Annotated in this window: 32 protein-coding genes; all 32 read right to left on the bottom strand. The window is 62.2% G+C overall.

Annotated features, from left to right (window positions below; translation table 11 throughout):
• Positions 1-127 precede the first annotated feature (127 nt).
• Positions 128-1,183 (bottom strand): DNA-directed RNA polymerase subunit alpha, encoded by a 1,056-nt coding sequence (locus G6N82_RS14175; RefSeq protein WP_165197530.1) that lies wholly within the window; start codon positions 1,181-1,183, stop codon positions 128-130.
• A 101-nt stretch (positions 1,184-1,284) separates the two neighbouring features.
• On the bottom strand, positions 1,285-1,674 hold the full coding sequence (rpsK, locus tag G6N82_RS14170) for a 30S ribosomal protein S11 (protein ID WP_017666383.1): 390 nt from the start codon (positions 1,672-1,674) through the stop codon (positions 1,285-1,287).
• A 58-nt stretch (positions 1,675-1,732) separates the two neighbouring features.
• Positions 1,733-2,101, bottom strand: coding sequence for a 30S ribosomal protein S13 (gene rpsM, locus G6N82_RS14165; RefSeq protein ID WP_165197528.1), 369 nt, complete (start codon positions 2,099-2,101; stop codon positions 1,733-1,735).
• 326 nt (positions 2,102-2,427) lie between these two features.
• Positions 2,428-3,111, bottom strand: a complete 684-nt coding sequence (locus tag G6N82_RS14160; protein ID WP_206520233.1) for an SRPBCC family protein — start codon at positions 3,109-3,111, stop codon at positions 2,428-2,430.
• 65 nt (positions 3,112-3,176) lie between these two features.
• A complete protein-coding gene (locus tag G6N82_RS14155; protein WP_165197526.1) occupies positions 3,177-3,821 on the bottom strand; it encodes an adenylate kinase in 645 nt (214 codons plus the stop codon).
• Between the two features lie 49 nt (positions 3,822-3,870).
• On the bottom strand, positions 3,871-5,235 hold the full coding sequence (gene secY, locus G6N82_RS14150; protein WP_165197524.1) for a preprotein translocase subunit SecY: 1,365 nt from the start codon (positions 5,233-5,235) through the stop codon (positions 3,871-3,873).
• A 115-nt stretch (positions 5,236-5,350) separates the two neighbouring features.
• Positions 5,351-5,875 (bottom strand): 50S ribosomal protein L15, encoded by a 525-nt coding sequence (rplO, locus tag G6N82_RS14145; protein WP_165197522.1) that lies wholly within the window; start codon positions 5,873-5,875, stop codon positions 5,351-5,353.
• Between the two features lie 70 nt (positions 5,876-5,945).
• Positions 5,946-6,131, bottom strand: coding sequence for a 50S ribosomal protein L30 (gene rpmD, locus G6N82_RS14140; RefSeq protein ID WP_165197520.1), 186 nt, complete (start codon positions 6,129-6,131; stop codon positions 5,946-5,948).
• Between the two features lie 5 nt (positions 6,132-6,136).
• Positions 6,137-6,931 (bottom strand): 30S ribosomal protein S5, encoded by a 795-nt coding sequence (rpsE, locus tag G6N82_RS14135; protein WP_241255123.1) that lies wholly within the window; start codon positions 6,929-6,931, stop codon positions 6,137-6,139.
• Positions 6,931-7,275: a 50S ribosomal protein L18 gene (rplR, locus tag G6N82_RS14130; protein ID WP_165197518.1), complete on the bottom strand. Its 345-nt coding sequence runs from the start codon at positions 7,273-7,275 to the stop codon at positions 6,931-6,933. Before rplR ends, rpsE begins: the two co-directional genes overlap by 1 nt.
• A gap of 1 nt (position 7,276) precedes the next feature.
• Positions 7,277-7,810: a 50S ribosomal protein L6 gene (gene rplF, locus G6N82_RS14125; protein WP_165197516.1), complete on the bottom strand. Its 534-nt coding sequence runs from the start codon at positions 7,808-7,810 to the stop codon at positions 7,277-7,279.
• Positions 7,810-8,205, bottom strand: a complete 396-nt coding sequence (gene rpsH / locus G6N82_RS14120) for a 30S ribosomal protein S8 (protein ID WP_165197514.1) — start codon at positions 8,203-8,205, stop codon at positions 7,810-7,812. The genes rplF and rpsH overlap by 1 nt, the downstream gene beginning before the upstream one ends.
• 11 nt (positions 8,206-8,216) lie before the next feature.
• On the bottom strand, positions 8,217-8,522 hold the full coding sequence (gene rpsN / locus G6N82_RS14115) for a 30S ribosomal protein S14 (RefSeq protein ID WP_165197512.1): 306 nt from the start codon (positions 8,520-8,522) through the stop codon (positions 8,217-8,219).
• A gap of 42 nt (positions 8,523-8,564) precedes the next feature.
• Positions 8,565-9,143 (bottom strand): 50S ribosomal protein L5, encoded by a 579-nt coding sequence (gene rplE / locus G6N82_RS14110; RefSeq protein ID WP_165197510.1) that lies wholly within the window; start codon positions 9,141-9,143, stop codon positions 8,565-8,567.
• Positions 9,136-9,456, bottom strand: coding sequence for a 50S ribosomal protein L24 (gene rplX / locus G6N82_RS14105; RefSeq protein WP_165197507.1), 321 nt, complete (start codon positions 9,454-9,456; stop codon positions 9,136-9,138). Before rplX ends, rplE begins: the two co-directional genes overlap by 8 nt.
• A complete protein-coding gene (gene rplN, locus G6N82_RS14100; RefSeq protein WP_066765590.1) occupies positions 9,456-9,824 on the bottom strand; it encodes a 50S ribosomal protein L14 in 369 nt (122 codons plus the stop codon). Before rplN ends, rplX begins: the two co-directional genes overlap by 1 nt.
• A 59-nt stretch (positions 9,825-9,883) precedes the next feature.
• Positions 9,884-10,174, bottom strand: a complete 291-nt coding sequence (gene rpsQ / locus G6N82_RS14095; RefSeq protein WP_165197505.1) for a 30S ribosomal protein S17 — start codon at positions 10,172-10,174, stop codon at positions 9,884-9,886.
• An 11-nt stretch (positions 10,175-10,185) separates the two neighbouring features.
• Positions 10,186-10,395 carry a 50S ribosomal protein L29 gene (gene rpmC / locus G6N82_RS14090; RefSeq protein WP_165197503.1) on the bottom strand — a complete coding sequence of 70 codons (210 nt, stop codon included), beginning with the start codon at positions 10,393-10,395 and terminating at the stop codon, positions 10,186-10,188.
• Positions 10,392-10,829: a 50S ribosomal protein L16 gene (gene rplP / locus G6N82_RS14085; RefSeq protein ID WP_165197501.1), complete on the bottom strand. Its 438-nt coding sequence runs from the start codon at positions 10,827-10,829 to the stop codon at positions 10,392-10,394. Before rplP ends, rpmC begins: the two co-directional genes overlap by 4 nt.
• A 14-nt stretch (positions 10,830-10,843) precedes the next feature.
• Complete coding sequence (gene rpsC / locus G6N82_RS14080; RefSeq protein WP_165197499.1) at positions 10,844-11,539, bottom strand: 30S ribosomal protein S3; 696 nt, start codon at positions 11,537-11,539, stop codon at positions 10,844-10,846.
• A gap of 1 nt (position 11,540) precedes the next feature.
• The gene (gene rplV / locus G6N82_RS14075; RefSeq protein WP_165197497.1) at positions 11,541-11,918 is read right to left on the bottom strand and encodes a 50S ribosomal protein L22; all 378 of its coding nucleotides are present in this window, start codon (positions 11,916-11,918) and stop codon (positions 11,541-11,543) included.
• Complete coding sequence (rpsS, locus tag G6N82_RS14070; RefSeq protein WP_165197486.1) at positions 11,918-12,193, bottom strand: 30S ribosomal protein S19; 276 nt, start codon at positions 12,191-12,193, stop codon at positions 11,918-11,920. The genes rplV and rpsS overlap by 1 nt, the downstream gene beginning before the upstream one ends.
• A 6-nt stretch (positions 12,194-12,199) precedes the next feature.
• Positions 12,200-13,036 (bottom strand): 50S ribosomal protein L2, encoded by an 837-nt coding sequence (gene rplB, locus G6N82_RS14065; protein WP_165197484.1) that lies wholly within the window; start codon positions 13,034-13,036, stop codon positions 12,200-12,202.
• Positions 13,037-13,059: 23 nt separating this feature from the next.
• Positions 13,060-13,368: a 50S ribosomal protein L23 gene (locus tag G6N82_RS14060; RefSeq protein ID WP_165197482.1), complete on the bottom strand. Its 309-nt coding sequence runs from the start codon at positions 13,366-13,368 to the stop codon at positions 13,060-13,062.
• Positions 13,361-13,984 (bottom strand): 50S ribosomal protein L4, encoded by a 624-nt coding sequence (gene rplD / locus G6N82_RS14055; protein ID WP_165197480.1) that lies wholly within the window; start codon positions 13,982-13,984, stop codon positions 13,361-13,363. The genes G6N82_RS14060 and rplD overlap by 8 nt, the downstream gene beginning before the upstream one ends.
• Before the next feature lie 3 nt (positions 13,985-13,987).
• Positions 13,988-14,821, bottom strand: a complete 834-nt coding sequence (rplC, locus tag G6N82_RS14050) for a 50S ribosomal protein L3 (protein ID WP_165197478.1) — start codon at positions 14,819-14,821, stop codon at positions 13,988-13,990.
• A 259-nt stretch (positions 14,822-15,080) separates the two neighbouring features.
• On the bottom strand, positions 15,081-15,392 hold the full coding sequence (gene rpsJ / locus G6N82_RS14045) for a 30S ribosomal protein S10 (RefSeq protein ID WP_006831877.1): 312 nt from the start codon (positions 15,390-15,392) through the stop codon (positions 15,081-15,083).
• 315 nt (positions 15,393-15,707) lie between these two features.
• The gene (tuf, locus tag G6N82_RS14040) at positions 15,708-16,883 is read right to left on the bottom strand and encodes an elongation factor Tu (protein ID WP_165197476.1); all 1,176 of its coding nucleotides are present in this window, start codon (positions 16,881-16,883) and stop codon (positions 15,708-15,710) included.
• Between the two features lie 91 nt (positions 16,884-16,974).
• Positions 16,975-19,107, bottom strand: a complete 2,133-nt coding sequence (gene fusA, locus G6N82_RS14035; RefSeq protein ID WP_165197474.1) for an elongation factor G — start codon at positions 19,105-19,107, stop codon at positions 16,975-16,977.
• Between the two features lie 54 nt (positions 19,108-19,161).
• Positions 19,162-19,632, bottom strand: coding sequence for a 30S ribosomal protein S7 (rpsG, locus tag G6N82_RS14030; RefSeq protein ID WP_165197472.1), 471 nt, complete (start codon positions 19,630-19,632; stop codon positions 19,162-19,164).
• Between the two features lie 152 nt (positions 19,633-19,784).
• On the bottom strand, positions 19,785-20,156 hold the full coding sequence (rpsL, locus tag G6N82_RS14025) for a 30S ribosomal protein S12 (RefSeq protein ID WP_165197470.1): 372 nt from the start codon (positions 20,154-20,156) through the stop codon (positions 19,785-19,787).
• A gap of 495 nt (positions 20,157-20,651) precedes the next feature.
• Positions 20,652-21,128: a hypothetical protein gene (locus G6N82_RS14020; protein ID WP_165197468.1), complete on the bottom strand. Its 477-nt coding sequence runs from the start codon at positions 21,126-21,128 to the stop codon at positions 20,652-20,654.
• Positions 21,129-21,198: the final 70 nt, after the last annotated feature.

Below are 21,198 nucleotides of genomic sequence, written 5' to 3'. Positions count from 1 at the left end.
GCCCGGTACTGGTCGAAAAGGGTTCGACCTTCCCCGATTTCGTCACCCCCGCGAAAGCGGGGATCCAGTGCGAAGCCACCAAGCCTACAAATGGATTCCCGCATTCGCGGGAATGACGTGAATTGGTTTAGCCCAGCAGCTCCTGTTCGAGCTTCTTGGCCATTTCCTCGATGTTCTCAGGCGGCCAACCGGGGATGTCCATGCCCAGGCGCAGGCCCATGCTGGACAGCACTTCCTTGATCTCGTTGAGCGACTTGCGGCCGAAATTCGGCGTGCGCAGCATCTCGGCTTCGGTCTTCTGGACCAGGTCGCCGATGTAGATGATGTTGTCGTTCTTGAGGCAGTTGGCCGAACGCACTGACAGTTCCAGCTCGTCCACCTTCTTGAGGAGGTAACGGTTGAGCTGGTTGGCGTCGTCTTCCTGCGGAGCGGCAGCCTGGCCGATCATGGCCGACTGCGGCTGCGGGATACCGTCTTCGAAGTGGACGAACAGCGTCAGCTGGTCCTGCAGGATGCGTGCGGCATAGGCCACGGCATCTTCCGGGGTGACGGTGCCATCGGTTTCGACGGTCAGCGACAGCTTGTCATAGTCAAGCTCTTGCCCGACGCGGGCGTTCTCGACCTTGTAGCTCACCTGGCGGACCGGCGAGTAGAGCGAGTCGACCGGGATCAGGCCGATCGGCGCATCGACCGGACGGTTCGACACGGCCGGGGAATAGCCCTTGCCGGTGTCGGCGGTCAGTTCCATGTTCAGCGTGGCGCCTTCGTCGAGATGGCAGATCACCAGATCCTTGTTCATCACTTCGATGTCGCCCGAGACGGCGATGTCGCCGGCCTTCACTTCACCGGGGCCAGTGGCGGAAAGCTGGAGCCGCTTGGGGCCTTCGCCTTCCATCTTGAGCGCGATCTGCTTCACGTTCAGGACGATGTCGGTCACGTCCTCGCGCACACCGGCGAGCGACGAGAATTCGTGCAGCACGTTCTCGATCTTGATCGAGGTAATTGCGGCGCCCTGCAGCGAGCTCAGCAGCACGCGGCGCAGCGCGTTGCCAAGCGTGAGGCCGAAGCCACGCTCGAGCGGTTCGGCAACGAAGGTCACCTTGCGGGACTTGTCGCCGCTTTCCTTGATCTCGAGAGCGTTGGGCTTCTTAAGTTCCTGCCAGTTCTTGGTGTTGACGGACATGGATTTCCCCTAGGGTTCAAGTGCGGACAGGACCGGGGCGCTGGTGGCGCGTCCGGTCCGTTGAGAGGTGGCGGCCGATGCGGCCGCCAGGCAGGTACGGATCAGACGCGACGACGCTTGGACGGCCGCACGCCATTGTGCGGGATCGGCGTCACATCACGGATCGAGGTGATGTTGAAGCCAACCGCAGCGAGACCGCGCAGCGCGCTCTCGCGGCCCGAGCCCGGGCCCTTCACTTCGACTTCCAGCGTGCGCACGCCGTGTTCGGCGGCCTTCTTGCCGGCGTCGTCAGCGGCGACCTGGGCAGCATAGGGAGTCGACTTGCGGCTGCCCTTGAAGCCCATCATGCCGGCGCTGGACCAGCTGATCGCATTGCCCTGCGCATCGGTGATGGTGATCATGGTGTTGTTGAAGCTGGCGTTGATATGCGCAACGCCGCTGGTGATGTTTTTCTTGTCGCGGCGCCGGATGCGGCCTGGTTCGCGTGCCATCGTGTATATCCTTTAGCTCGTCAGAAGGAAAAAGCGGTTCGGGAAGACCCGGCCCGGCTTACTTCTTCTTGCCCGCGATGGGCTTTGCCTTGCCCTTGCGGGTGCGGGCATTGGTGTGGGTGCGCTGGCCGCGAACGGGCAAGCCATTGCGATGACGCAGGCCGCGATAGGACCTGAGGTCCATCAGGCGCTTGATGTTCATCGCGGTGTTGCGACGCAGGTCGCCTTCCACGGTGTATTCTGCGTCGATCGTCTCGCGGATGCGCAGCACTTCCTCATCGCTGAGGTCCTGCACGCGGCGGGTGTGATCGATACCAAGCTTGTCGGCAATCTCGATGGCCGTGGTGCGGCCAATACCGTGGATATAGGTGAGCGCGATAATTACGCGCTTGTTGGTGGGGATATTGACCCCGGCAATACGAGCCACTTACTTCTCCATGCTCCACAGGGTCACAGCGGATTGGCCGCCTTTCCCTATCTCAACGCTTCAATCGCCATGGCCGAAACCGTGCGAGCGGATGCTCAAACGGCAAAAAGTCCGGTTGGCGCGCATCGGGCTGCCGCCTGCCGGACCGTTTTCGAACATGTCGAATGTGAGGGGCGCTTAGTGCGATTCTCCCGCTACGTCAACAGCCAAGCAGACGCAGCGCGACACGCAGCCCGATATGGACTGCGATTTCGCCATTTCAAGACTATAACCGGCTTTGCGCGAAGGTCAAAACGCAAGCAGCAGGAGGTTGCGAAAAACCCGGCTTAACCGCTCCCCATGGCGTCGATCGCTTCTTCCAGCGAGGGTTCCGCGGCCTCTTCGCTTGCAGCACCTTCATCCGCTTTGCCCTCGTCGCCAGCGGCAGGCTGATCCGCTTCCGCTTCGGGGGCTTCGTCGATCCGGCCCAGCAATTTGGCCAGCCCGCCCAGCTGCTGGCTCATCACACCGTCAACCGCAGGTGCGATTACGTCGACGGGGTAACGCATGTAGCCGCCCACGACATATTCCCACACGATCCGTGTACCCTGCTCAGCCTCGCTTATCGCGATCGTCAGCACGCCGTTCACCGGTTCGCTCTGCAAGGGCCCCAGTGCGCCCTGCATGCGCAGCGCCACCTCGGGATAGGCCTGGATCACGCGCATGTGCTCCACGCTGCCTTCCAGCGTGATCTTCTTCGGGTCGGGCACCTCGGGAATGCGCTCGCAGAAACAACCGCCGGCCTGGGGCCTGATCGAGAGATTGGCGGAATCGCCCGACCAGGTATGCGCCGAACTCCACCATTTGGCCGGGCTGATCAGCGCCAGCCACACCTCTTTGGGGGTGGCATTGACCACCGCCGTGTCGCGGGTGACAAAGCCACCAGCATCGCTCTTCACGACTTCGGCCTGCACCGGCACGGCCAGCACAAGCGCACAAGCACTCGCGGCAACGGCAAGCAATCTGTTCATGTCGCAAAACCCTCCCATTGCCGATGGCTCTACGCGCAACGGGCGGAAGGGAAAAGAGCGAAGCGTCAGCCGATGATCGAGTCGATCGCGGCAGTCACCTCGTCGATGCTGGCCATACCGTCGACCCGGCGCACGATGCCGCGCGCTTCATAGCCAGGCAAGATCGGCGCGGTCTTGGCGCGATATTCCTGCATCCGCGTGCGCACGGTTTCCTCATTGTCGTCCGGCCGACGCTTGAACTCGGTCGAGCCACAAGCGTCGCACACGCCCTCTTGCGCAGGCGGATTGGCCGTATCGTGATAGAGCGCGCCGCAATTGGCGCAGCTGAAGCGGCCGGTGATGCGCTTGACCAGCGCGTCTTCATCCACTTCCAGCTCGATAACATAGTCGAGCGTGCGGCCGTGCTTGTCGAGCAGGCGATCGAGGATATCCGCCTGCACCGCAGTGCGCGGATAACCGTCGAAGATCGCGCCAGTATCGGCGTCCATCGCCGCCAGCTCGGCATCGATCAGGTCGGAAACGATTTCGTCCGAAACCAGCTCGCCCGCATCCATCACCGCCTTGGCCTTGAGGCCCACCGGCGTCTGCGCCTTGACCGCCGCGCGCAACATGTCGCCGGTTGAGAGCTGGCGCATGCCATGGTGTTCGACCAAGCGCGCGCTTTGTGTGCCCTTGCCAGCCCCCGGAGGCCCAAGAAGAATGATGTTCATCTGACTACTCAACCCCCCGAAGGACCTGACCGGCCAAAGATGCGGTGCCTTAGCGCATCCGCCCCTTCAATTTCGCCTTCTTGATAAGGTCACCATACTGGTGTGCCAACAGGTGCGACTGGACCTGCGTGATCGTATCCACGGTCACGTTGACCACGATCAGCAGGCTGGTGCCGCCCAGAAACAGCGGGATCCCCGTCTGTGCGATCATGTATTCGGGAATCACGCAGACCAGTGTGAGGTAGATCGCGCCCACCACGGTGATGCGGGTCAGCACGTAATCGAGATAATCGGCGGTGCGCTTGCCCGGACGGATGCCGGGGATGAACCCGCCATTCTTCTTCAGGTTCTCCGCCGTTTCTTCCGGGTTGAACACAACCGCAGTGTAGAAGAATGCGAAGAACATGATCCCGGCAGCATAGAGCGTCATGTAGATCGGCTGGCCGTGCTGCAGGTACTGGTTGAGCGACTGGATGATGCTGCCAGTGGTGCTCGACGTGTCGATCGAGTTTCCGGCGAATTGCGAAATCGTCAGCGGCAGCAGCAGCAGCGAGCTGGCGAAGATCGGCGGGATCACGCCCGCCGTGTTGAGCTTCAGCGGCAGGTGCGAGCTATCGGCCTGCATCATGCCGCGCTGCGTTGCGCGCTTGGGATACTGGATCAGCAGGCGGCGCTGGGCACGCTCCATGAAGCTGATCAGCAGGATCAGCACAACCACCATCACGACGAAACCAATGATGATCGTCGGCGCGATCGAGCCGGTGCGGCCACCCTCGAACAGGTTGGAGATAAAGGTCGGGAACTGGGCGACAATGCCCGCCATGATGATCAGCGACACGCCATTGCCGATCCCCCGGCTGGTGATCTGTTCACCCAGCCACAGCAGGAACATGGTGCCGCCGACCAGGCTGATAACCGCGCCAATGCGGAACATGATGCCGGGATCGACCACTGCAGCAAGTCCCGCCGAGTTGGCGAAGCTTTCAAGGCCCGCAGCCAGAAACCAGCCCTGGATCGAGCACAGGAAGACCGTGCCATAGCGGGTGTACTGGTTAAGCTTCTGGCGCCCGGTGGTGCCCTCTTTCTTGAGGGCAGCAAGCGTCGGATGGAGTGCCGATGCCATCTGCACCACGATCGAGGCGGTAATGTAAGGCATCACGCCCAGCGCGATCAGGCTCATGCGCTCCAGGCTGCCGCCGGTGAACATGTTGAACATGTCCAGGATGCCGCCTTGCGTCTGTTCGGCCAGCTGGGCCAGTGCCAGCGGGTTGATACCCGGCAGTGGCACGAAGCTGAGAAAGCGGAAAACGATCAGCGCACCGATGGTGAACCAGATACGCTGGCGCAGCTCGGTGGCTTTGGAGAAGTTTGCGAGGTTCAGATTGCTCGCAATGCTGTCGGCGCGTGATGCCATTGTCTCAGGTAAATCCTAGCGTCTGTATGTTTGAGCGCCGGACCCTCCCGGCTCAGACCGGATAGATAGGGAGCGGGGGGCCGGTTGTCGAACCCCCCGCACACCATTTCATCGATTACTTGGCCTTGGCAGCCTTGTTCGCCTCGCGGCGGGCGGCCTTCTTTTCAGCCTCGGGCTGGGCCGGAGCGGCCACTTCCACGCTGCCGCCAGCCTTTTCGACCGCGGCAATCGCGCCCTTGGTGGCGCCGGTGACGACAAACTTGGCCTTGGCCGAGAATTCGCCCTTGCCCAGCAAACGGACGCCATCCTTGCCGCCGCGCACCAGGCCGGCTTCGCGCAGCACGTCTTCGGTGATGTCCTTCTTCGCGTCGAGCTTCTTCGCGTCGATGAACTTCTGCACCATGCCCACGTTCACTTCGGCGTAGTCCTTGGCGAAGGGGTTGTTGAAGCCGCGCTTCGGCAGGCGCATGTGCAGCGGCATCTGGCCGCCTTCAAAGCCCTTGATGGCTACGCCCGAACGGCTCTTCTGGCCCTTCTGGCCACGGCCCGAGGTCTTGCCCTTGCCCGAACCGATACCACGGCCCACGCGCATGCGACCCTTGCGGGCGCCCGAATTGTCACGGATGTCGTTGAGTTTCATGATTTTTGCACTCGCTTTCGCTTTGTTCGCGCTGAAAAAGTGAGCCCCGCCGTAGCGGGGTTCACATGGATTAGTCGATCACAGTCACCAGATGCGGGATCTTGGCGATCGCGCCGCGCACCTCTGGGGTGTCCTGGCGTTCCACGACCTTGTGCATCTTGTTGAGGCCCAGGCCGATCAGGATCTTGCGCTGGCTCTCGGGACGACGGATCGGCGAACCGATCTGCTTGATCTTGATGGTTTTCTTGTCGGCCATCGGGATTACTCCACCATCGCTGCGGCGTCGGCTTCAGCCTCGGCCTCGCTGGCGCCACCACGGCCAAGCAGGTCAGCGACCTTCTTGCCACGACGCTGGGCAACCGACTTCGGCGAAGTCTGGTTCTGCAGCGCGTCAAACGTAGCGCGGATCATGTTGTAGGGGTTCGAAGTGCCGACCGACTTGGTCACCACATCGGCCACGCCCAGGCTTTCGAACACAGCACGCATCGGACCACCGGCGATGATGCCGGTACCCGGAGGTGCGGTGCGGACGGTCACCTTGCCGGCACCGAACCGGCCATTGCCGTCATGGTGCAGCGTGCGGCCTTCCTTCAGCGGAACGCGGATCATCTTCTTGCGCGCAGACGCGGTCGCCTTGGTGATGGCTTCCGGCACTTCGCGCGCCTTGCCATGACCGAAACCAACCCGGCCCGAACCGTCGCCGACCACGACCAGCGCAGCGAAACCGAAGCGCTTGCCGCCCTTTACCGTCTTCGAAACGCGGTTGATGTGAACCAGCTTCTCGATGATGCCGTCGTCTTCTTCCTCGCGCTTGTTGCGCTCGTCACGGCGGCCTCGGCCACGACCACGGCCTTCACCACGGTCACCACCACGCCCGCGGCCCCGACCGCGACCTTCGGCCTGCGCTTCGTCTGCTTCTGCAGCCGGTGCTTCGGGCTCGGCCGAAGCCGACTGGTTGTCCGCCGCTTCCGACGGGGTTTCAGCAACCGCAGGGGTTTCCACAACTTCCGCCGTTTCAACCGGGGTTTCTTCGTTCTTGTTTTCGTCAGCCATCATCAGAACTCCAGCCCGCCTTCGCGGGCGGCATCGGCCAGCGCCTTGACGCGGCCGTGGAACAGGAAGCCGCCGCGATCGAACACGACGGTGGTCACGCCAGCCTTCTTGGCAGCCGCGGCGATGTCCTTGCCCACCTTGGCAGCAGCATCGACATTCGCACCCGACGCCTTGGCGCCCAGGGTCGAAGCGGCGGCCAGCGTCTTGCCGGCGGCGTCATCGATGATCTGCGCATAGATGTGCTTGCCGGTGCGGTGCACAGACAGGCGCGGACGACCACCAGCCCTGCTCTTGAGTGCAGTACGCACCCGGCGGCGGCGACGTTCAAAGAGTGAAAGCTTTGCCATCTTACTTCTTCTTCCCTTCCTTGCGGAAGATGTACTCGCCGCGATAGGCAATACCCTTGCCCTTATAGGGTTCGGGCTTGCGCCAGCGGCGGACCTCGGCGGCAAACTGGCCTACGGCCTGCTTGTCGATACCCGAAATCTCAACGGTGGTCTGGTCAGGGGTCTTCACTTCAAGGCCTTCCGGCACGGCGAGATCGACGTCATGGCTGTAGCCGAGCTGCAGCTTGAGCGTCTTGCCCTGTGCGTTGGCGCGGTAGCCGACACCCTTGATGTCGAGCACCTTGGTGAAGCCTTCGGTAACGCCTTCGACCAGGTTCGACACCAGCGTGCGCTGCATGCCCCAGTGGCTGCGTGCCGCCTTGGTGTCATTGGCCGGCGAGACCGAAATCTGGCCGTCTTCAAGCTTGTATTCGACCAGGTCCGACAGGCCCAGGGTCAGGGTGCCCTTGGGGCCCTTGACGCTCAGCGCGCCGTTGTCGATCGAGGCGGTCACCCCGCCCGGGATCGCGACCGGCTTTTTACCGATGCGGCTCATCAGAACACCTCCGCCAGCACTTCGCCGCCGACGTTCTGGGCACGCGCTTCGGCATCCGAGAGCACGCCCTTGGGCGTCGAGACGATGGTGATGCCAAGGCCGTTACGGACAATCGGAAGTTCCTTCGAACCCGAATAGATCCGGCGGCCCGGCTTGGAGACACGGGCGACATGCTTGATCGCAGGTTCGCCCTCGAAATACTTCAGTTCGATCCGCAGCGCGGGATGCTTGCCGGTGCTGTCTTCGCTGTAGCCACGGATGTAGCCTTCGCGCTGGAGCACTTCGAGCACGTTTGCACGCAGTTTCGACGCCGGCGAAAGGACGCTGTCCTTCTTCGCCTGCTGGCCGTTGCGGATGCGGGTGAGCATATCACCCAGGGGATCGGTCATTGCCATCTCTCAGATCCTCACCAGCTCGACTTGGTCAGGCCCGGGATCAGGCCCTTGTTGCCGAGTTCACGCAGCTCGATACGGTTGATGCCGAACTTGCGGTAATAGCCGCGCGGGCGGCCGGTGGTGGCGCAGCGGTTACGCACCCGGGTCGGGTTACCGTTGCGCGGAATTTCCGCCATCTTCAGGCGCGCGATCAGACGCTCGCTCTCGTCGAGCGAGTTGTCGTCCGCAATCGCCTTGAGCTTGGCGTACTTGTTTGCGTACTTCTTCACGAGCTTCTTGCGACGCTCGTTCTTGTTGATGGAACTCAGTTTCGCCATTGGACTTAAGCTCTCTTTCCTATCTCAATCAAAGGGCGCGGCTTACGCCGCTTCCTTTTCAGCCGACTCTTCAGCCGGGAACGGGAAACCGAACAGCTTCAGCAGTTCGCGTGCTTCCTCGTCGGTTTTCGCGGTGGTGGTGACGATGATGTCCATGCCACGCACCTTCTCGATCTTGTCATAGCTGATCTCGGGGAACACGATCTGCTCCTTGAGACCCATCGCGTAGTTGCCACGACCGTCGAACGAACGCGGGTTCAGCCCACGGAAGTCGCGGATGCGCGGCATGGCGATGGTCACCAGGCGGTCGAGGAATTCGTACATGCGTTCGCGGCGCAGGGTAACCTTGCAACCGATCGGCATGCCTTCACGCAGCTTGAACTGCGCGATCGACTTCTTCGCCTTGGTGATGACCGGCTTCTGACCGGCGATCAGCGCCATTTCCTCGGCAGCGGTCTGGACCTTCTTCTTGTCCTGGCTCGCTTCGCCCACGCCCATGTTGAGCGTGATCTTCTCGAGCTTGGGGACTTCGAGACGGTTCTTGTAACCGAACTTCTCGGTCATCGCCTTGACGATTTCGGCCTCGTACTTGGCCTTCATCCGGGGGGTATAATCAGCCATCGATGGTCTCCCCACTCTTCACGGCAACGCGCACCTTCTTGCCGCCCTTTTCTTCAAAGCGGACGCGGGTGGGCTTGCCAGTCTTCGGATCGGCCACGGCAACCTTGCTGATGTGCATCGGAGCCTCGCGGCGCTCGATGCCACCCTGCGGGTTGACCTGGCTCGGCTTGCGGTGACGGGTGGCGATATTCACACCCTCGACAACGACCTTGCCTTCCTTCGGCATGACCTGGGCGACCGTGCCGGTCTTGCCCTTGTCCTTGCCCGAAAGGACGACGACGCTGTCACCCTTCTTGATCTTTGCGGCAGCCATTACAGCACCTCCGGCGCGAGCGAAATGATCTTCATGAAGCCGCGGCCGCGCAGCTCGCGCACCACCGGGCCAAAGATACGGGTGCCGATCGGCTCCTCGTTCTTGTTCACGAGCACTGCCGCGTTGCTGTCAAAGCGGATGACGCTGCCATCGGGACGGCGCACGTCCTTCTTGGTGCGCACGATCACCGCCCGGTGAACGTCGCCCTTCTTGACCTTTGCACGCGGCTGGGCTTCCTTGACGGAAACCACGATCACGTCGCCGACGGACGCAGTACGGCGCTTCGAGCCACCCAGTACCTTGATGCACTGGACGCGCTTTGCGCCGCTGTTGTCCGCGACGTCGAGATTGGATTGCATCTGGATCATCGATCCGTTTCCTTCTCACTGGCTTGCCGGAACCAGTCCGGCAGTTCCTAACGTCTAACTCAGTTACCTGCGGCTTCGACTTCCAGGTCGGCTTCCACCGCCTGTACGCCGCCAGCCTGCACCCGGTCCTTCACGGCCCAGGTCTTGGTCTTGGAGATCGGCCTGGTTTCCTCGATGCGGACCACATCGCCAATCTTGTATTCATTCGCTTCGTCGTGCGCGTGATACTTCTTCGAACGGCGGATGATCTTCCCGTAAAGCGGATGCTTCACCTTGCGCTCGACCAGCACGGTCACGGTCTTGTCGGTCTTGTCGGAGGTGACGGTCCCGATCAGGATACGCTTCGGCATCGTTTAACTCCTCAGGCCTTGGCGGCGGCAGCTGCCGCACGCTCGCTCTGCAGCGTCTTGATCTTGGCGATCGTGCGACGCACCTGGCGCACGCGCGCCGGGGCTTCGAGCTGGTTGGTGGCAGCCTGGAAACGCAGGTTGAACTGCTCGCGCTTGAGCTCGGTCAGCTCAGCGTCCAGCTGGTCATCGGTCTTGGTGCGCAGATCTTCGATCTTGCTCATTTGTCGCCTCCCAGGTGCGAGGTGTCGCCCAGGCGGGCCACGACCTTGGTCTTGATCGGCAGCTTCATCGCAGCGCGCTCGAACGCTTCGGCAGCCAGCGGACCGGCCACGCCATCGAGTTCGAACAGGATGCGGCCCGGCTTAACCCGTGCTGCCCAGTATTCGATCGAGCCCTTGCCCTTACCCTGACGGACTTCGGCAGGCTTCTTCGATACCGGCACATCGGGGAACACGCGGATCCACAGGCGCCCCTGGCGCTTGATGTGGCGCGTGATCGCGCGACGCGCAGCTTCGATCTGGCGTGCGGTGATACGCTCGGGCTCCATCGCCTTCAGGCCATAGGACCCGAAGTTCAGCGTGGTGCCGCCCTTGGCGTTGCCGTGGATGCGGCCCTTGAACGCCTTGCGGGATTTGGTTTTTTTCGGTTGCAGCATAGCTCTTACCTACCTCAACGAGCCGGCCGGACGCCGGACGTCTGGGCTTCCATCATCAAACGGTCCTGCGCGGTCGGATCGTGAGCGAGGATCTCGCCCTTGAAGATCCAGACCTTGATGCCAATGATGCCGTACGCGGTCAGCGCTTCGGCTTCGGCATAGTCGACATTGGCACGCAGCGTGTGCAGCGGCACACGGCCTTCGCGATACCATTCGACGCGCGCGATTTCTGCGCCGCCCAGACGGCCGCCGCAGGTGATCTTGATGCCTTCCGCACCCAGACGCAGCGCCGACTGCACCGCGCGCTTCATGGCGCGGCGGGATGCGACACGGCGGATCAGCTGGTCGGCAATGCCCTGGGCAACGAGCTTCGCATCGATTTCCGGCTTGCGGATCTCAACGATGTTCAGCTTCACTTCGCTTTCGGTCATGGTCGAAAGCTTGGTGCGCAGCTTCTCGATATCCGCGCCCTTCTTGCCGATGATCACACCGGGGCGTGCAGCATAGATCGACACGCGGCACAGCTTGGCCGGACGCTCGATCACCACCTTCGAAATGGCTGCCTGGGGCAGCGCTTCGACGATGTACTTGCGGATTTCGATGTCTTCCTTGAGCAGCTTGGCATAATCACGCCCTTCGGCGTACCAGCGGCTGTCCCAGGTGCGGTTGATCTGCAGGCGCAGACCGATCGGATTGCTCTTCTGGCCCATCTTACGCCTCTTCCTGCTCGCGCACCACGATCCGCAGCCGGCTGAACGGCTTGAGGATCCGGGTCGACTTACCGCGACCGCGGGTGTGGAAACGCTTCATGGTGATCGACTTGCCAACCGAAGCCTCGGCGACGACGAGCGAGTCGACATCCAGGTTGTGGTTGTTCTCAGCGTTGGCGATCGCCGAAGCGAGCACCTTGCTGGCGTCCCTGGCCATCGCCCGCTTGCTGAAAGCGAGGATGTTCATGGCCTCTTCGGCCTTCTTGCCGCGGATCAGTGCAGCAACGAGGTTGAGCTTCTGCGCCGAACCACGGATCGTGGTGCCGACGGCCAGCGCCTCGTTATCGCCAACGCGGCGGGGTGCCTTTGCCTTGCCCATTATCGCTTGCCCTTCTTGTCGGCGGCGTGACCGGGGAAATTGCGCGTGGGCGCGAATTCGCCAAGCTTGTGGCCGACCATCTCTTCGGAAACCGAGACGGGGATGAACTTCTGCCCGTTGTAGACGTTGAACGTCAGGCCAACGAACTGCGGGAGAATGGTCGAACGGCGCGACCAGGTCTTGATCGGCTTGGTGCTGTTCGCTTCCTGTGCGTCCTCCGCCTTCTTGAGAAGGCTGAGTTCGACAAACGGACCTTTCCAGACGGAACGTGCCATGTCGGATTACCTCTTCTTCTTGGCGTGACGCGAACGGATGATCATCTTGTCCGTCTGCTTGTTGTTGCGGGTGCGGGCCCCCTTGGTCGGCTTGCCCCATGGGGTCACCGGATGGCGGCCACCGCTGGTGCGGCCTTCACCACCACCGTGCGGGTGGTCGACCGGGTTCTTGGCGACACCGCGGGTGAGCGGCTTCACGCCCATCCAGCGCTTGCGACCGGCCTTGGCGAAGTTCTGGTTCTGGTTGTCGGGGTTCGACACCGCACCAACCGTGCCCATGCAATCGCCGCGCAGGTAACGCTGCTCGCCGCTGTTTAGGCGCACGATCACCAGGCCGCGGTCGCGGCCGACGATCTGCACATAGGCGCCGGCCGAACGGGCGATCTGGCCGCCCTTGCCCGGCTTCATTTCGACGTTGTGGCAGATCGTGCCGACCGGCATCTGGCCCAGCAACATCGCGTTGCCCGGCTTGGTGTCGGTCTTTTCGCCAGCGATCACCTGGTCACCCACAGCAAGGCGCTGAGGGGCGAGGATGTAAGCCAGTTCACCGTCTTCATACTTCACCAGCGCGATGAACGCAGTGCGGTTGGGATCGTATTCGATCCGCTCGACGGTTGCCGGCATATCCCACTTGCGACGCTTGAAATCGATGAAGCGGTACTTCTGCTTGTGGCCACCAGCCATGCCGCGCGAAGTGACATGACCCTTGTTGTTGCGGCCACCGGTCTTGCGCTTGCCTTCGGTGAGCGACTTGACCGGGCGACCCTTGTAGAGGCCCGACTTGTCGATCAGGATGAGGCCGCGGCGCGCGGGGCTCGTCGGTTTGTAGTTCTTGAGTGCCATTGTTCGTTTCCTGTCCCTTGGCCTCAGATACCGCTCGTGATGTCGATCATTTCGCCCTCAGCGAGGGTGACGATCGCCTTCTTCACGTCGGAGCGCTTGTAGGGCTTGCCCTTCCAGCGCTTGGTCTTGCCCTTCACGACGATGGTGTTCACCGAAACGACCTTCTTGTCGTAGATCGCTTCGACCGCTTCCTTGATCTGCGGCTTTGTCGCGTCGCCGGCCACCTTGAACACAACAGCGTTCTGTTCCGAAGCCAGAGTCGACTTCTCGGTGATGTGCGGAGCAACGATCACATCGTAGTGACGCGCGTCGATTTCCTGCTTCTTAGCCATTGAAGCGCGCCTCCAGCTTGGCGACAGCGTCCTTGGTCAGGACCAGCGTGTCGTGGTTGAGGATGTCGTAGACATTGGCGCCCATGGCGGGGAGCACGTTGACGCCCGGCAAATTGCCAGCGGCCTTCTTGAAGCCTGCGTCCACGCTTTCACCGTCGATCACCAGCACCTTGCCGGTCAGCCCGGCCTTGTCGAGGTGACCCTTGAGCACCTTGGTCTTGGCGTCCTTCAGCTCGAGGCTGTCGACGACCACGAGGCCGTCCTTTGCCTTGCTCGAAAGCGCCATCTTCAGGCCAAGCGCACGCAGCTTCTTGTTGAGCGACTGGTTGAAGTCACGCTTGCGCGCACCGTGGGCCTTGCCGCCGCCGATGAAGATCGGAGCTGCGCGGTCGCCGTGACGGGCGGTACCACCACCCTTTTGGCGGCCGAACTTCTTGCCGGTGCGGGCAACATCCGAACGCTCGCGGGTCGGACGAGCCGTGCCGCGGCGGTTCTCAAGCTGCCATGTGACGATACGATGCAGGATGTCGGCGCGCGGTTCGACGCCGAAAATGGCATCGTTCAGCTCGATGTCGCCCGACGCCTTGCCGTCGATTTTCTGGACCTTCACCTTCACGGATCAGCCCTCCTTGTTTTCGTCGCTGGCCGGAGCGTCAGCTGCGGGAGCTTCTGCTTCGGGAGCGGGAGTTTCAGCTGCAGCCTCAACTTCGGTTTCAACCACAGGGGTTTCTTCAACCGGAGTCTCGACCACGGGCTCTTCAGCCACCGGTGCGGCGTTGAGATCGAGGACAGCGCCGGGGAACGGCAGGTCCGCATGGTCGATCTTCACTGCGTCCTTGACCAGCAGCCAGCCGTTCTTCGAGCCAGGGACCGAGCCCTTGACGAAGATCAGGCCGCGCTCCGCGTCGGTGCGGACGACTTCAAGGTTCTGCTGGGTGCGCTGGCGATCGCCCATGTGGCCCGCCATCTTCTTGCCCTTGAACACACGGCCCGGATCCTGGCGGTTACCAGTCGAACCATGTGCGCGGTGGCTGATCGACACACCGTGTGTGGCGCGCATACCGCCGAAGCCCCAGCGCTTCATCGCACCGGCAAAACCCTTACCCTGGGTATGACCGGTGATGTCGACCTTCTGGCCGGCAACGAAGTGATCCGCGCTGATCGTGGCGCCGACCGGGACCAGCCCGTCTTCGCCTTCCACGCGGAATTCCGCGACGCGCTTCTTCAGGCCGACCTGGGCCTTGGCAAAGTGCTCGCGCTGCGGCTTGTTGACATTCTTCTGCTTGGCCTCGCCCGCACCCAGCTGGACAGCGAAATAGCCGTCACGTTCTGCGGTACGGTGCGACACGACCTGGCAGTCTTCCAGCGAGAGAACGGTCACGGGAACGTGACGTCCATCCTCCTGGAACAGGCGGGTCATCCCGACTTTCTTTGCGATAACGCCTGTGCGCATCGTCAAAACTCCTAAACAGAGGCACACGAGGCCCATCCCCGCGTGCTTGCCAGCCCAAATTGTGATGCATCGCCCCGTCCGGGCTGAGCGCTTCCCGCGCCAGATGGCTTGGGGAGCTAGACGGGGGACGCAGCCCGAGCATGCTCGGCGGTATCCCAATGTCTGCGGGAGAACTTCTCCCACTGTGCGTTCCTACAAGTGCAGGAACCCAGAGCCTTGGTGCCCTGGCCCCCGGATCAAGCCCGGGGATCACTCGCGCTTAGGCGAGCTTGATCTCTACGTTCACGCCAGCAGCGAGGTCGAGCTTCATCAGCGCGTCAACGGTCTGGGCGTTGGGCTGCACGATGTCGAGCAGCCGCTTGTAGGTGCGTACCTCGAACTGCTCGCGCGACTTCTTGTCGATGTGCGGGCCGCGGTTCACGGTGAACTTCTCGATACGCGTCGGCATGGGAATGGGGCCACGAATAAGAGCACCCGTGCGACGCGCGGTGTCTGCAATCTCGCCAGTTGCCTGGTCAAGAACACGATGGTCGAACGCCTTCAGGCGAATGCGGATATTCTGAGCTTCCATTACCTACACCAATGCGAAAGAGCCAAAGGGACCTTTCAGCCCCTCAAAACAACAAAGGCCCGCCCCGCGTTAACCCGGTCTCCCGGAAAGGGCGGCCCTTCAAAAATTCTTGTGGCAGGGACGAATCCCTGCGTGTGGCCGGGCCTATACGGAGGAAGTAGGATTCTGGCAACCCCGTTTCCTGCAAATTTCGGTAACTGGCCGGATGAGTGCCCCGCCCCGCAAATTCAGGGTTCGTCCCTCATAAAAAGGGGCCCGGCACCCTTGCGGGAACCGGGCCTCCTCTTGTCGCTGCAGGCCAGGGCCTGCGAGCGCTTACTTGGTGATCTTTGCGACCACGCCCGAGCCGACGGTGCGGCCGCCTTCGCGGATAGCGAAGCGCAGACCTTCGTCCATGGCGATCGGAGCGATCAGCTTGACGTTGATCGTCACGTTGTCGCCCGGCATCACCATTTCCGTGCCTTCGGGAAGGATCACTTCGCCGGTCACGTCGGTGGTGCGGAAGTAGAACTGCGGGCGGTAGTTGGCGAAGAACGGCGTGTGACGGCCACCTTCGTCCTTCGACAGCACGTAGACTTCTGCGCTGAACTCGGTGTGCGGGCTGACCGAACCGGGCTTGCAGAGAACCTGGCCGCGCTCAACCGCTTCGCGAGCAACGCCGCGGATCAGGGCGCCAATGTTGTCGCCGGCTTCACCGCGATCGAGCAGCTTGCGGAACATTTCCACGCCGGTCACGACGGTCTTCTGGGTGTCCTTGATGCCGACGATTTCAACTTCGTCGCCCACGTTCACAACGCCGGTTTCGACACGGCCGGTCACCACGGTGCCGCGACCCGAAATCGAGAACACGTCTTCGATCGGCATCAGGAACGGCTTGTCGACCGGACGGTCGGGCTGCGGGATGAACTCGTCGACAGCCTTCATCAGCTCGAGGATCGAGTTTTCGCCGATTTCCGGATCGCGCCCTTCGAGAGCAGCCAGAGCCGAACCCTTGACGATCGGAATATCGTCGCCCGGGAAGTCATAGCTCGAGAGCAGTTCGCGAACTTCGAGTTCGACGAGCTCGAGGATTTCCTCGTCGTCAACCTGGTCAACCTTGTTCATGTACACGACCAGCGCCGGAACGCCGACCTGGCGAGCCAGCAGGATGTGCTCGCGGGTCTGCGGCATCGGGCCGTCAGCGGCGTTCACAACCAGGATCGCGCCGTCCATCTGCGCCGCGCCGGTGATCATGTTCTTCACGTAGTCAGCGTGACCCGGGCAGTCGACGTGAGCGTAGTGACGTGCGTCGGTTTCATACTCGACGTGTGCGGTCGAGATGGTGATGCCGCGCTCGCGCTCTTCCGGAGCCTTGTCGATGTTGGCGAAATCAACCGGTGCGCCGAGCACCTTGGTGATCGCTGCGGTCAGCGTGGTCTTGCCGTGGTCGACGTGACCGATGGTGCCGATGTTGCAGTGCGGCTTGGTCCGCTGGAATTTTTCCTTAGCCATTTGTCAAATAACCTCTGTTTGAAATTGAATCGGTGCGGGAGAAGGACGGCACCCGCTGAATCAGGCGCCGCCCCTAGACGGTGTCGCTCGCTTAAGCAAGCTTCTCCTTGACTTCCTGCGCGACGTTCGCCGGCACTTCGTCATAGTGGCTGAATTGCATCGTGTACTGGGCGCGGCCCTGAGTGAACGAACGCAGTTCATTGACGTAGCCGAACATGTTGGCCAGCGGCACGAATGCCTCGACCGCCTGCGCGTTGCCGCGCGTGTCGGTGCCCTGGATCTGGCCACGACGGCTGTTGAGGTCGCCGATCACGTCCCCGAGGTAATCCTCAGGCGTGACGACTTCCACCTTCATGATCGGCTCAAGCAGCTTGATGCCGGACTTCTGCGCGACTTCACGCATGGCGCCGCGGCCAGCGATTTCGAAGGCGATCGCCGATGAGTCGACATCGTGGTAGGCGCCGTCAAACAGCGTGATCGAGAAGTCGATGATCGGGAAGCCGACGAGGTGACCGCTTTCAGCCTGCTCGCGGAAGCCCTTTTCGATCGCGGGGATATATTCCTTGGGAATGTTACCGCCCTTGATGTTGTCTTCGAAAATCACGCCCTGACCGCGTTCACCTGGAGTGACCTTGACCTTCACGCGACCGAACTGGCCCGAGCCGCCCGACTGCTTCTTGTGGGTGTAATCGACTTCGACTTCACGGGCGAGCGATTCGCGGTATGCCACCTGCGGCGCACCGACATTCGCTTCGACCTTGAATTCGCGCTTCATGCGATCGACCAGGATGTCGAGGTGAAGCTCGCCCATGCCCTTGATGATCGTCTGCCCGCTTTCGTGGTCGGTCGACACTCGGAACGAAGGGTCCTCGGCAGCCAGGCGGTTGAGCGCAACGCCCATCTTTTCCTGGTCGGCCTTGGTCTTCGGTTCCACCGACAGTTCGATCACCGGCTCGGGGAATTCCATCCGTTCGAGGATGATCGGCTTGGCCGGATCGCACAGCGTATCGCCCGTGGTGGTGTCCTTCATGCCGGCCAGCGCAACGATGTCGCCGGCGAATGCTTCTTCGATGTCCTCGCGGTTGTTCGAGTGCATCAGCAGCATGCGACCGATCTTTTCCTTCTTGTCCTTCACCGAGTTCAGGACCTGGCCCTTGGTCAGCTTGCCCGAATAGATGCGAGTGAAAGTCAGCGAGCCCACGAACGGGTCGTTCATGATCTTGAATGCCAGCGCGGCAAACGGGGCATCGTCGCTCGACGGGCGCTCGTCTTCCTGATCGCTGTCGGGCAGCACGCCCTTGATCGCCGGAACGTCAAGCGGAGAAGGCATGTAGTCGACCACTGCATCGAGCAGCGGCTGCACACCCTTATTCTTGAACGCCGAACCACAGGTGACGGGAACGAAGTCACGCGCCATCGTGCCCTTGCGGATCAGCTTCTTGAGCGTTGCAACGTCGGGCTCGTTGCCTTCGAGATAGGCTTCCATGACATCGTCGTCCTGTTCGACGACGGTCTCGATCAGCTTTTCGCGATATTCGGCAACCTTGTCGGCCATGTCGGCCGGGATGTCGACGAACTCGTACTTCGCGCCGAGGTCTTCCGCCTGCCACACGATCCCGCGGTTGTTGACGAGATCGACAACGCCCTTGAGGTTCGATTCAGCGCCGATCGGGAGATACAGCACCAGCGGCACCGCGCCGAGGCGGTCGATGATCGACTGGACGCAGTAATAGAAGTCGGCACCGGTGCGGTCCAACTTATTAATGAAGCACATTCTGGGGACGCCGTACTTGTCAGCCTGGCGCCACACGGTTTCCGACTGGGGCTCAACGCCGGCCACACCGTCAAACACCGCAACTGCACCGTCGAGCACGCGCAGCGAACGTTCGACTTCGATCGTGAAGTCGACGTGGCCGGGGGTGTCGATGATGTTGATGCGATACTTCGGCTGGTTCGCGCGCAGATCTTCGGGAGCCGAACGCGGATCCATGGTCGGATCCTCGGGCGTCCAGAAGGTCGTCGTCGCTGCCGAGGTGATCGTGATCCCGCGCTCCTGCTCCTGCTCCATCCAGTCCATCGTCGCCGCGCCATCGTGCACTTCGCCGATCTTGTAGGACTTGCCGGTGTAGTAGAGGATACGCTCGGTAGTCGTGGTCTTGCCGGCATCGATGTGGGCCATGATGCCGATATTGCGGTACCGCTCCAGCGGATATTCGCGTGCCATGTTAAGTCTCCGTGAGGGGGGTTGCCCCCTATATAGGTGTTACCAGCGCCAGTGTTACCAGCGGTAATGCGAGAAGGCGCGGTTGGCGTCCGCCATGCGGTGCGTGTCTTCGCGCTTCTTGACGGCATTGCCGCGGTTGTTCGCCGCATCCATCAGCTCGCCCGACAGGCGGGCAGCCATGGTGGTTTCGGGGCGACCGCGCGCTGCGGTGATCAGCCAGCGGATCGCCAGCGCCTGGGCACGCTCGGGGCGAACCTCGACCGGCACCTGGTAGGTCGCACCGCCAACGCGGCGGCTGCGCACTTCCACCTGCGGCTTCACATTGTTCAGCGCATCGTGGAACATCTGGATCGGATCGGCCTTGGCCTTCGCTTCGACCGTTTCCAGCGCGCCATAGACGATGCGCTCGGCAACGGACTTCTTACCGTCCAGCATGAGGTTGTTCATGAACTTCGACAGCACCTGATCTCCGAACTTGGGATCAGGCAGGATTTCCCGCTTCTCGGGACGACGACGACGTGACATTTCGTATACTCCTTCGGAGTTTTTCTGCGGTGCCGGCCCGCTCCCCCTCCCAAGCCACCCGATACGCTACCCGAGTAAGTTATCGGGTGGCTTGGGAGGGGGAGCGGGCTGGAACCGACACCCGGCCGTTCAGGCCGGAAAAAACCTAAACCTTACTTCGGCCGCTTGGCGCCGTACTTCGAACGGCTCTGCTTGCGGTCCTTCACACCCTGCGTGTCGAGCACGCCGCGCAGCACGTGATAGCGCACACCGGGAAGGTCGCGCACACGCCCGCCGCGGATCAGGACAACGCTGTGCTCTTGCAGGTTGTGGCCTTCGCCCGGGATGTAGGAGATGACTTCGCGCTGGTTGGTCAGGCGGATCTTGGCCACCTTGCGCAGTGCGGAGTTCGGCTTCTTCGGCGTCGTGGTATAGACGCGGGTGCAGACGCCGCGCTTCTGCGGGTTCTGCTCCATCGCAGGGACCTTGCTCTTGGCCTTCTGCGGGGTGCGGCCCTTGCGGACCAGCTGGTTGATCGTCGGCATAGGTTACTCTTCACCGTGTTGCTGGTGGAACCCGGACCGGATGCTGGAAGGAGGGTTAGCCGCTTTTCGCGCCGTGATCTCCTGCGCAAGCAGGAGTCCATCTGCGCGCTGGGCTCCTGCCTTCGCAGGAGCGCACAGCCAAGCGAGCCTGAAACGCTCCACCACACCGGCCCTTCGGCCACCGGGTTACTTTGACGGCTGCCCCAAACCCGCTTTCGTCATTCCCGCGAAAGCGGGAAACCACATCAGCGAGCCCAATAGAAAAGAGCCCCTTGCATACCGCGAAGGAGCCCCGGGACATAACCGGCAATGTTCAGCTCTATTGCCCGCGCGAGAATCGTAAGGCCCGCCCGGTTGGCGCGCCTTTATGTTGGAAAGGGAGAAAGGTCAAGGCTTCCCTTGTGGCCTCATCCGCGCCGGATCGCGCTTCGATATCCCTTCGCCCCCGCCCGCATTCTTGCGCCAGAAGGCTGTTCCATCAGGCCGGCCCGCAGCTCAGCCGCCTTCAACGAAGGCGTCCACGATCACATAGCTCTCCGGGCCGAATTTCACCGTCACCCGGTCGCCCTCGCGGCTGGTGGCGAAGTCCCACCCGGCCGATCCGTCCGCCTGCGCACTGTCCGCGCCATAGGGTTCGGTGCCTTTAACAAAGATCGCGCGCTTCATCCCGTCCGGCTTCTGCACTTCGACCAGCGTGGTACCGTCCTCGCCCCATTGGCGGATCACCCCCGCCTCGCAGGTCTCGGTCGGTGCGGCCCCGCCAAAGCCGCAGGGGATTGGCGCGGTGGCATGATATTCGGTGCCGGGCACCTTGGCGTCTTCATCCGCCGCGGCCATCGCCCCCGCCTCTGCGGTGCTGTCTGCTGCCGTGTCGCTCGCCGCAGCTTCAGGCGCCTCTTCCGCCGCGCCGCCGCAGCCGGCCAGCCCCAGTGAAAGCCCCGCCATTCCCGTTACCAACCAGACCTTGCGCATATGCGTCTCCCTTCGCGGGAGAGACTATCGCCAAGCCCTGCCGCCCGCAAGAATTCACCACGCCTGTGAG

The organism is Altererythrobacter sp. BO-6, from assembly GCF_011047315.1.
In the GTDB taxonomy this organism is placed as follows: Bacteria; Pseudomonadota; Alphaproteobacteria; order Sphingomonadales; family Sphingomonadaceae; genus Erythrobacter.
The sequence above is the reverse complement of the archived record's forward strand: the minus strand, read 5'-3'. Positions and strand labels throughout refer to the sequence as shown.

What these genes read in the sequence shown, in the direction of transcription:
- G6N82_RS14175 (WP_165197530.1), bottom strand. Translation starts at nt 1,183, where the DNA reads ATGTCCGTCAACACCAAGAACTGGCAGGAACTTAAGAAGCCCAACGCT.
- rpsK (WP_017666383.1), bottom strand. Translation starts at nt 1,674, where the DNA reads ATGGCACGCGAACCAGGCCGCATCCGGCGCCGCGACAAGAAAAACATC.
- G6N82_RS14160 (WP_206520233.1), bottom strand. Translation starts at nt 3,111, where the DNA reads ATGAACAGATTGCTTGCCGTTGCCGCGAGTGCTTGTGCGCTTGTGCTG.
- G6N82_RS14155 (WP_165197526.1), bottom strand. Translation starts at nt 3,821, where the DNA reads ATGAACATCATTCTTCTTGGGCCTCCGGGGGCTGGCAAGGGCACACAA.
- secY (WP_165197524.1), bottom strand. Translation starts at nt 5,235, where the DNA reads ATGGCATCACGCGCCGACAGCATTGCGAGCAATCTGAACCTCGCAAAC.
- rplO (WP_165197522.1), bottom strand. Translation starts at nt 5,875, where the DNA reads ATGAAACTCAACGACATCCGTGACAATTCGGGCGCCCGCAAGGGTCGC.
- rpmD (WP_165197520.1), bottom strand. Translation starts at nt 6,131, where the DNA reads ATGGCCGACAAGAAAACCATCAAGATCAAGCAGATCGGTTCGCCGATC.
- rpsE (WP_241255123.1), bottom strand. Translation starts at nt 6,931, where the DNA reads ATGATGGCTGACGAAAACAAGAACGAAGAAACCCCGGTTGAAACGGCG.
- rplR (WP_165197518.1), bottom strand. Translation starts at nt 7,275, where the DNA reads ATGGCAAAGCTTTCACTCTTTGAACGTCGCCGCCGCCGGGTGCGTACT.
- rplF (WP_165197516.1), bottom strand. Translation starts at nt 7,810, where the DNA reads ATGAGCCGCATCGGTAAAAAGCCGGTCGCGATCCCGGGCGGGGTGACC.
- rpsH (WP_165197514.1), bottom strand. Translation starts at nt 8,205, where the DNA reads ATGGCAATGACCGATCCCCTGGGTGATATGCTCACCCGCATCCGCAAC.
- rpsN (WP_165197512.1), bottom strand. Translation starts at nt 8,522, where the DNA reads ATGGCGAAACTGAGTTCCATCAACAAGAACGAGCGTCGCAAGAAGCTC.
- rplE (WP_165197510.1), bottom strand. Translation starts at nt 9,143, where the DNA reads ATGGCTGATTATACCCCCCGGATGAAGGCCAAGTACGAGGCCGAAATC.
- rplX (WP_165197507.1), bottom strand. Translation starts at nt 9,456, where the DNA reads ATGGCTGCCGCAAAGATCAAGAAGGGTGACAGCGTCGTCGTCCTTTCG.
- rplN (WP_066765590.1), bottom strand. Translation starts at nt 9,824, where the DNA reads ATGATCCAGATGCAATCCAATCTCGACGTCGCGGACAACAGCGGCGCA.
- rpsQ (WP_165197505.1), bottom strand. Translation starts at nt 10,174, where the DNA reads ATGCCGAAGCGTATCCTGATCGGGACCGTCACCTCCGACAAGACCGAC.
- rpmC (WP_165197503.1), bottom strand. Translation starts at nt 10,395, where the DNA reads ATGAGCAAGATCGAAGATCTGCGCACCAAGACCGATGACCAGCTGGAC.
- rplP (WP_165197501.1), bottom strand. Translation starts at nt 10,829, where the DNA reads ATGCTGCAACCGAAAAAAACCAAATCCCGCAAGGCGTTCAAGGGCCGC.
- rpsC (WP_165197499.1), bottom strand. Translation starts at nt 11,539, where the DNA reads ATGGGCCAGAAGAGCAATCCGATCGGTCTGCGCCTGCAGATCAACCGC.
- rplV (WP_165197497.1), bottom strand. Translation starts at nt 11,918, where the DNA reads ATGGGCAAGGCAAAGGCACCCCGCCGCGTTGGCGATAACGAGGCGCTG.
- rpsS (WP_165197486.1), bottom strand. Translation starts at nt 12,193, where the DNA reads ATGGCACGTTCCGTCTGGAAAGGTCCGTTTGTCGAACTCAGCCTTCTC.
- rplB (WP_165197484.1), bottom strand. Translation starts at nt 13,036, where the DNA reads ATGGCACTCAAGAACTACAAACCGACGAGCCCCGCGCGCCGCGGCCTC.
- G6N82_RS14060 (WP_165197482.1), bottom strand. Translation starts at nt 13,368, where the DNA reads ATGGCTAAGAAGCAGGAAATCGACGCGCGTCACTACGATGTGATCGTT.
- rplC (WP_165197478.1), bottom strand. Translation starts at nt 14,821, where the DNA reads ATGCGCACAGGCGTTATCGCAAAGAAAGTCGGGATGACCCGCCTGTTC.
- rpsJ (WP_006831877.1), bottom strand. Translation starts at nt 15,392, where the DNA reads ATGGAAGCTCAGAATATCCGCATTCGCCTGAAGGCGTTCGACCATCGT.
- tuf (WP_165197476.1), bottom strand. Translation starts at nt 16,883, where the DNA reads ATGGCTAAGGAAAAATTCCAGCGGACCAAGCCGCACTGCAACATCGGC.
- fusA (WP_165197474.1), bottom strand. Translation starts at nt 19,107, where the DNA reads ATGGCACGCGAATATCCGCTGGAGCGGTACCGCAATATCGGCATCATG.
- rpsG (WP_165197472.1), bottom strand. Translation starts at nt 19,632, where the DNA reads ATGTCACGTCGTCGTCGTCCCGAGAAGCGGGAAATCCTGCCTGATCCC.
- rpsL (WP_165197470.1), bottom strand. Translation starts at nt 20,156, where the DNA reads ATGCCGACGATCAACCAGCTGGTCCGCAAGGGCCGCACCCCGCAGAAG.
- G6N82_RS14020 (WP_165197468.1), bottom strand. Translation starts at nt 21,128, where the DNA reads ATGCGCAAGGTCTGGTTGGTAACGGGAATGGCGGGGCTTTCACTGGGG.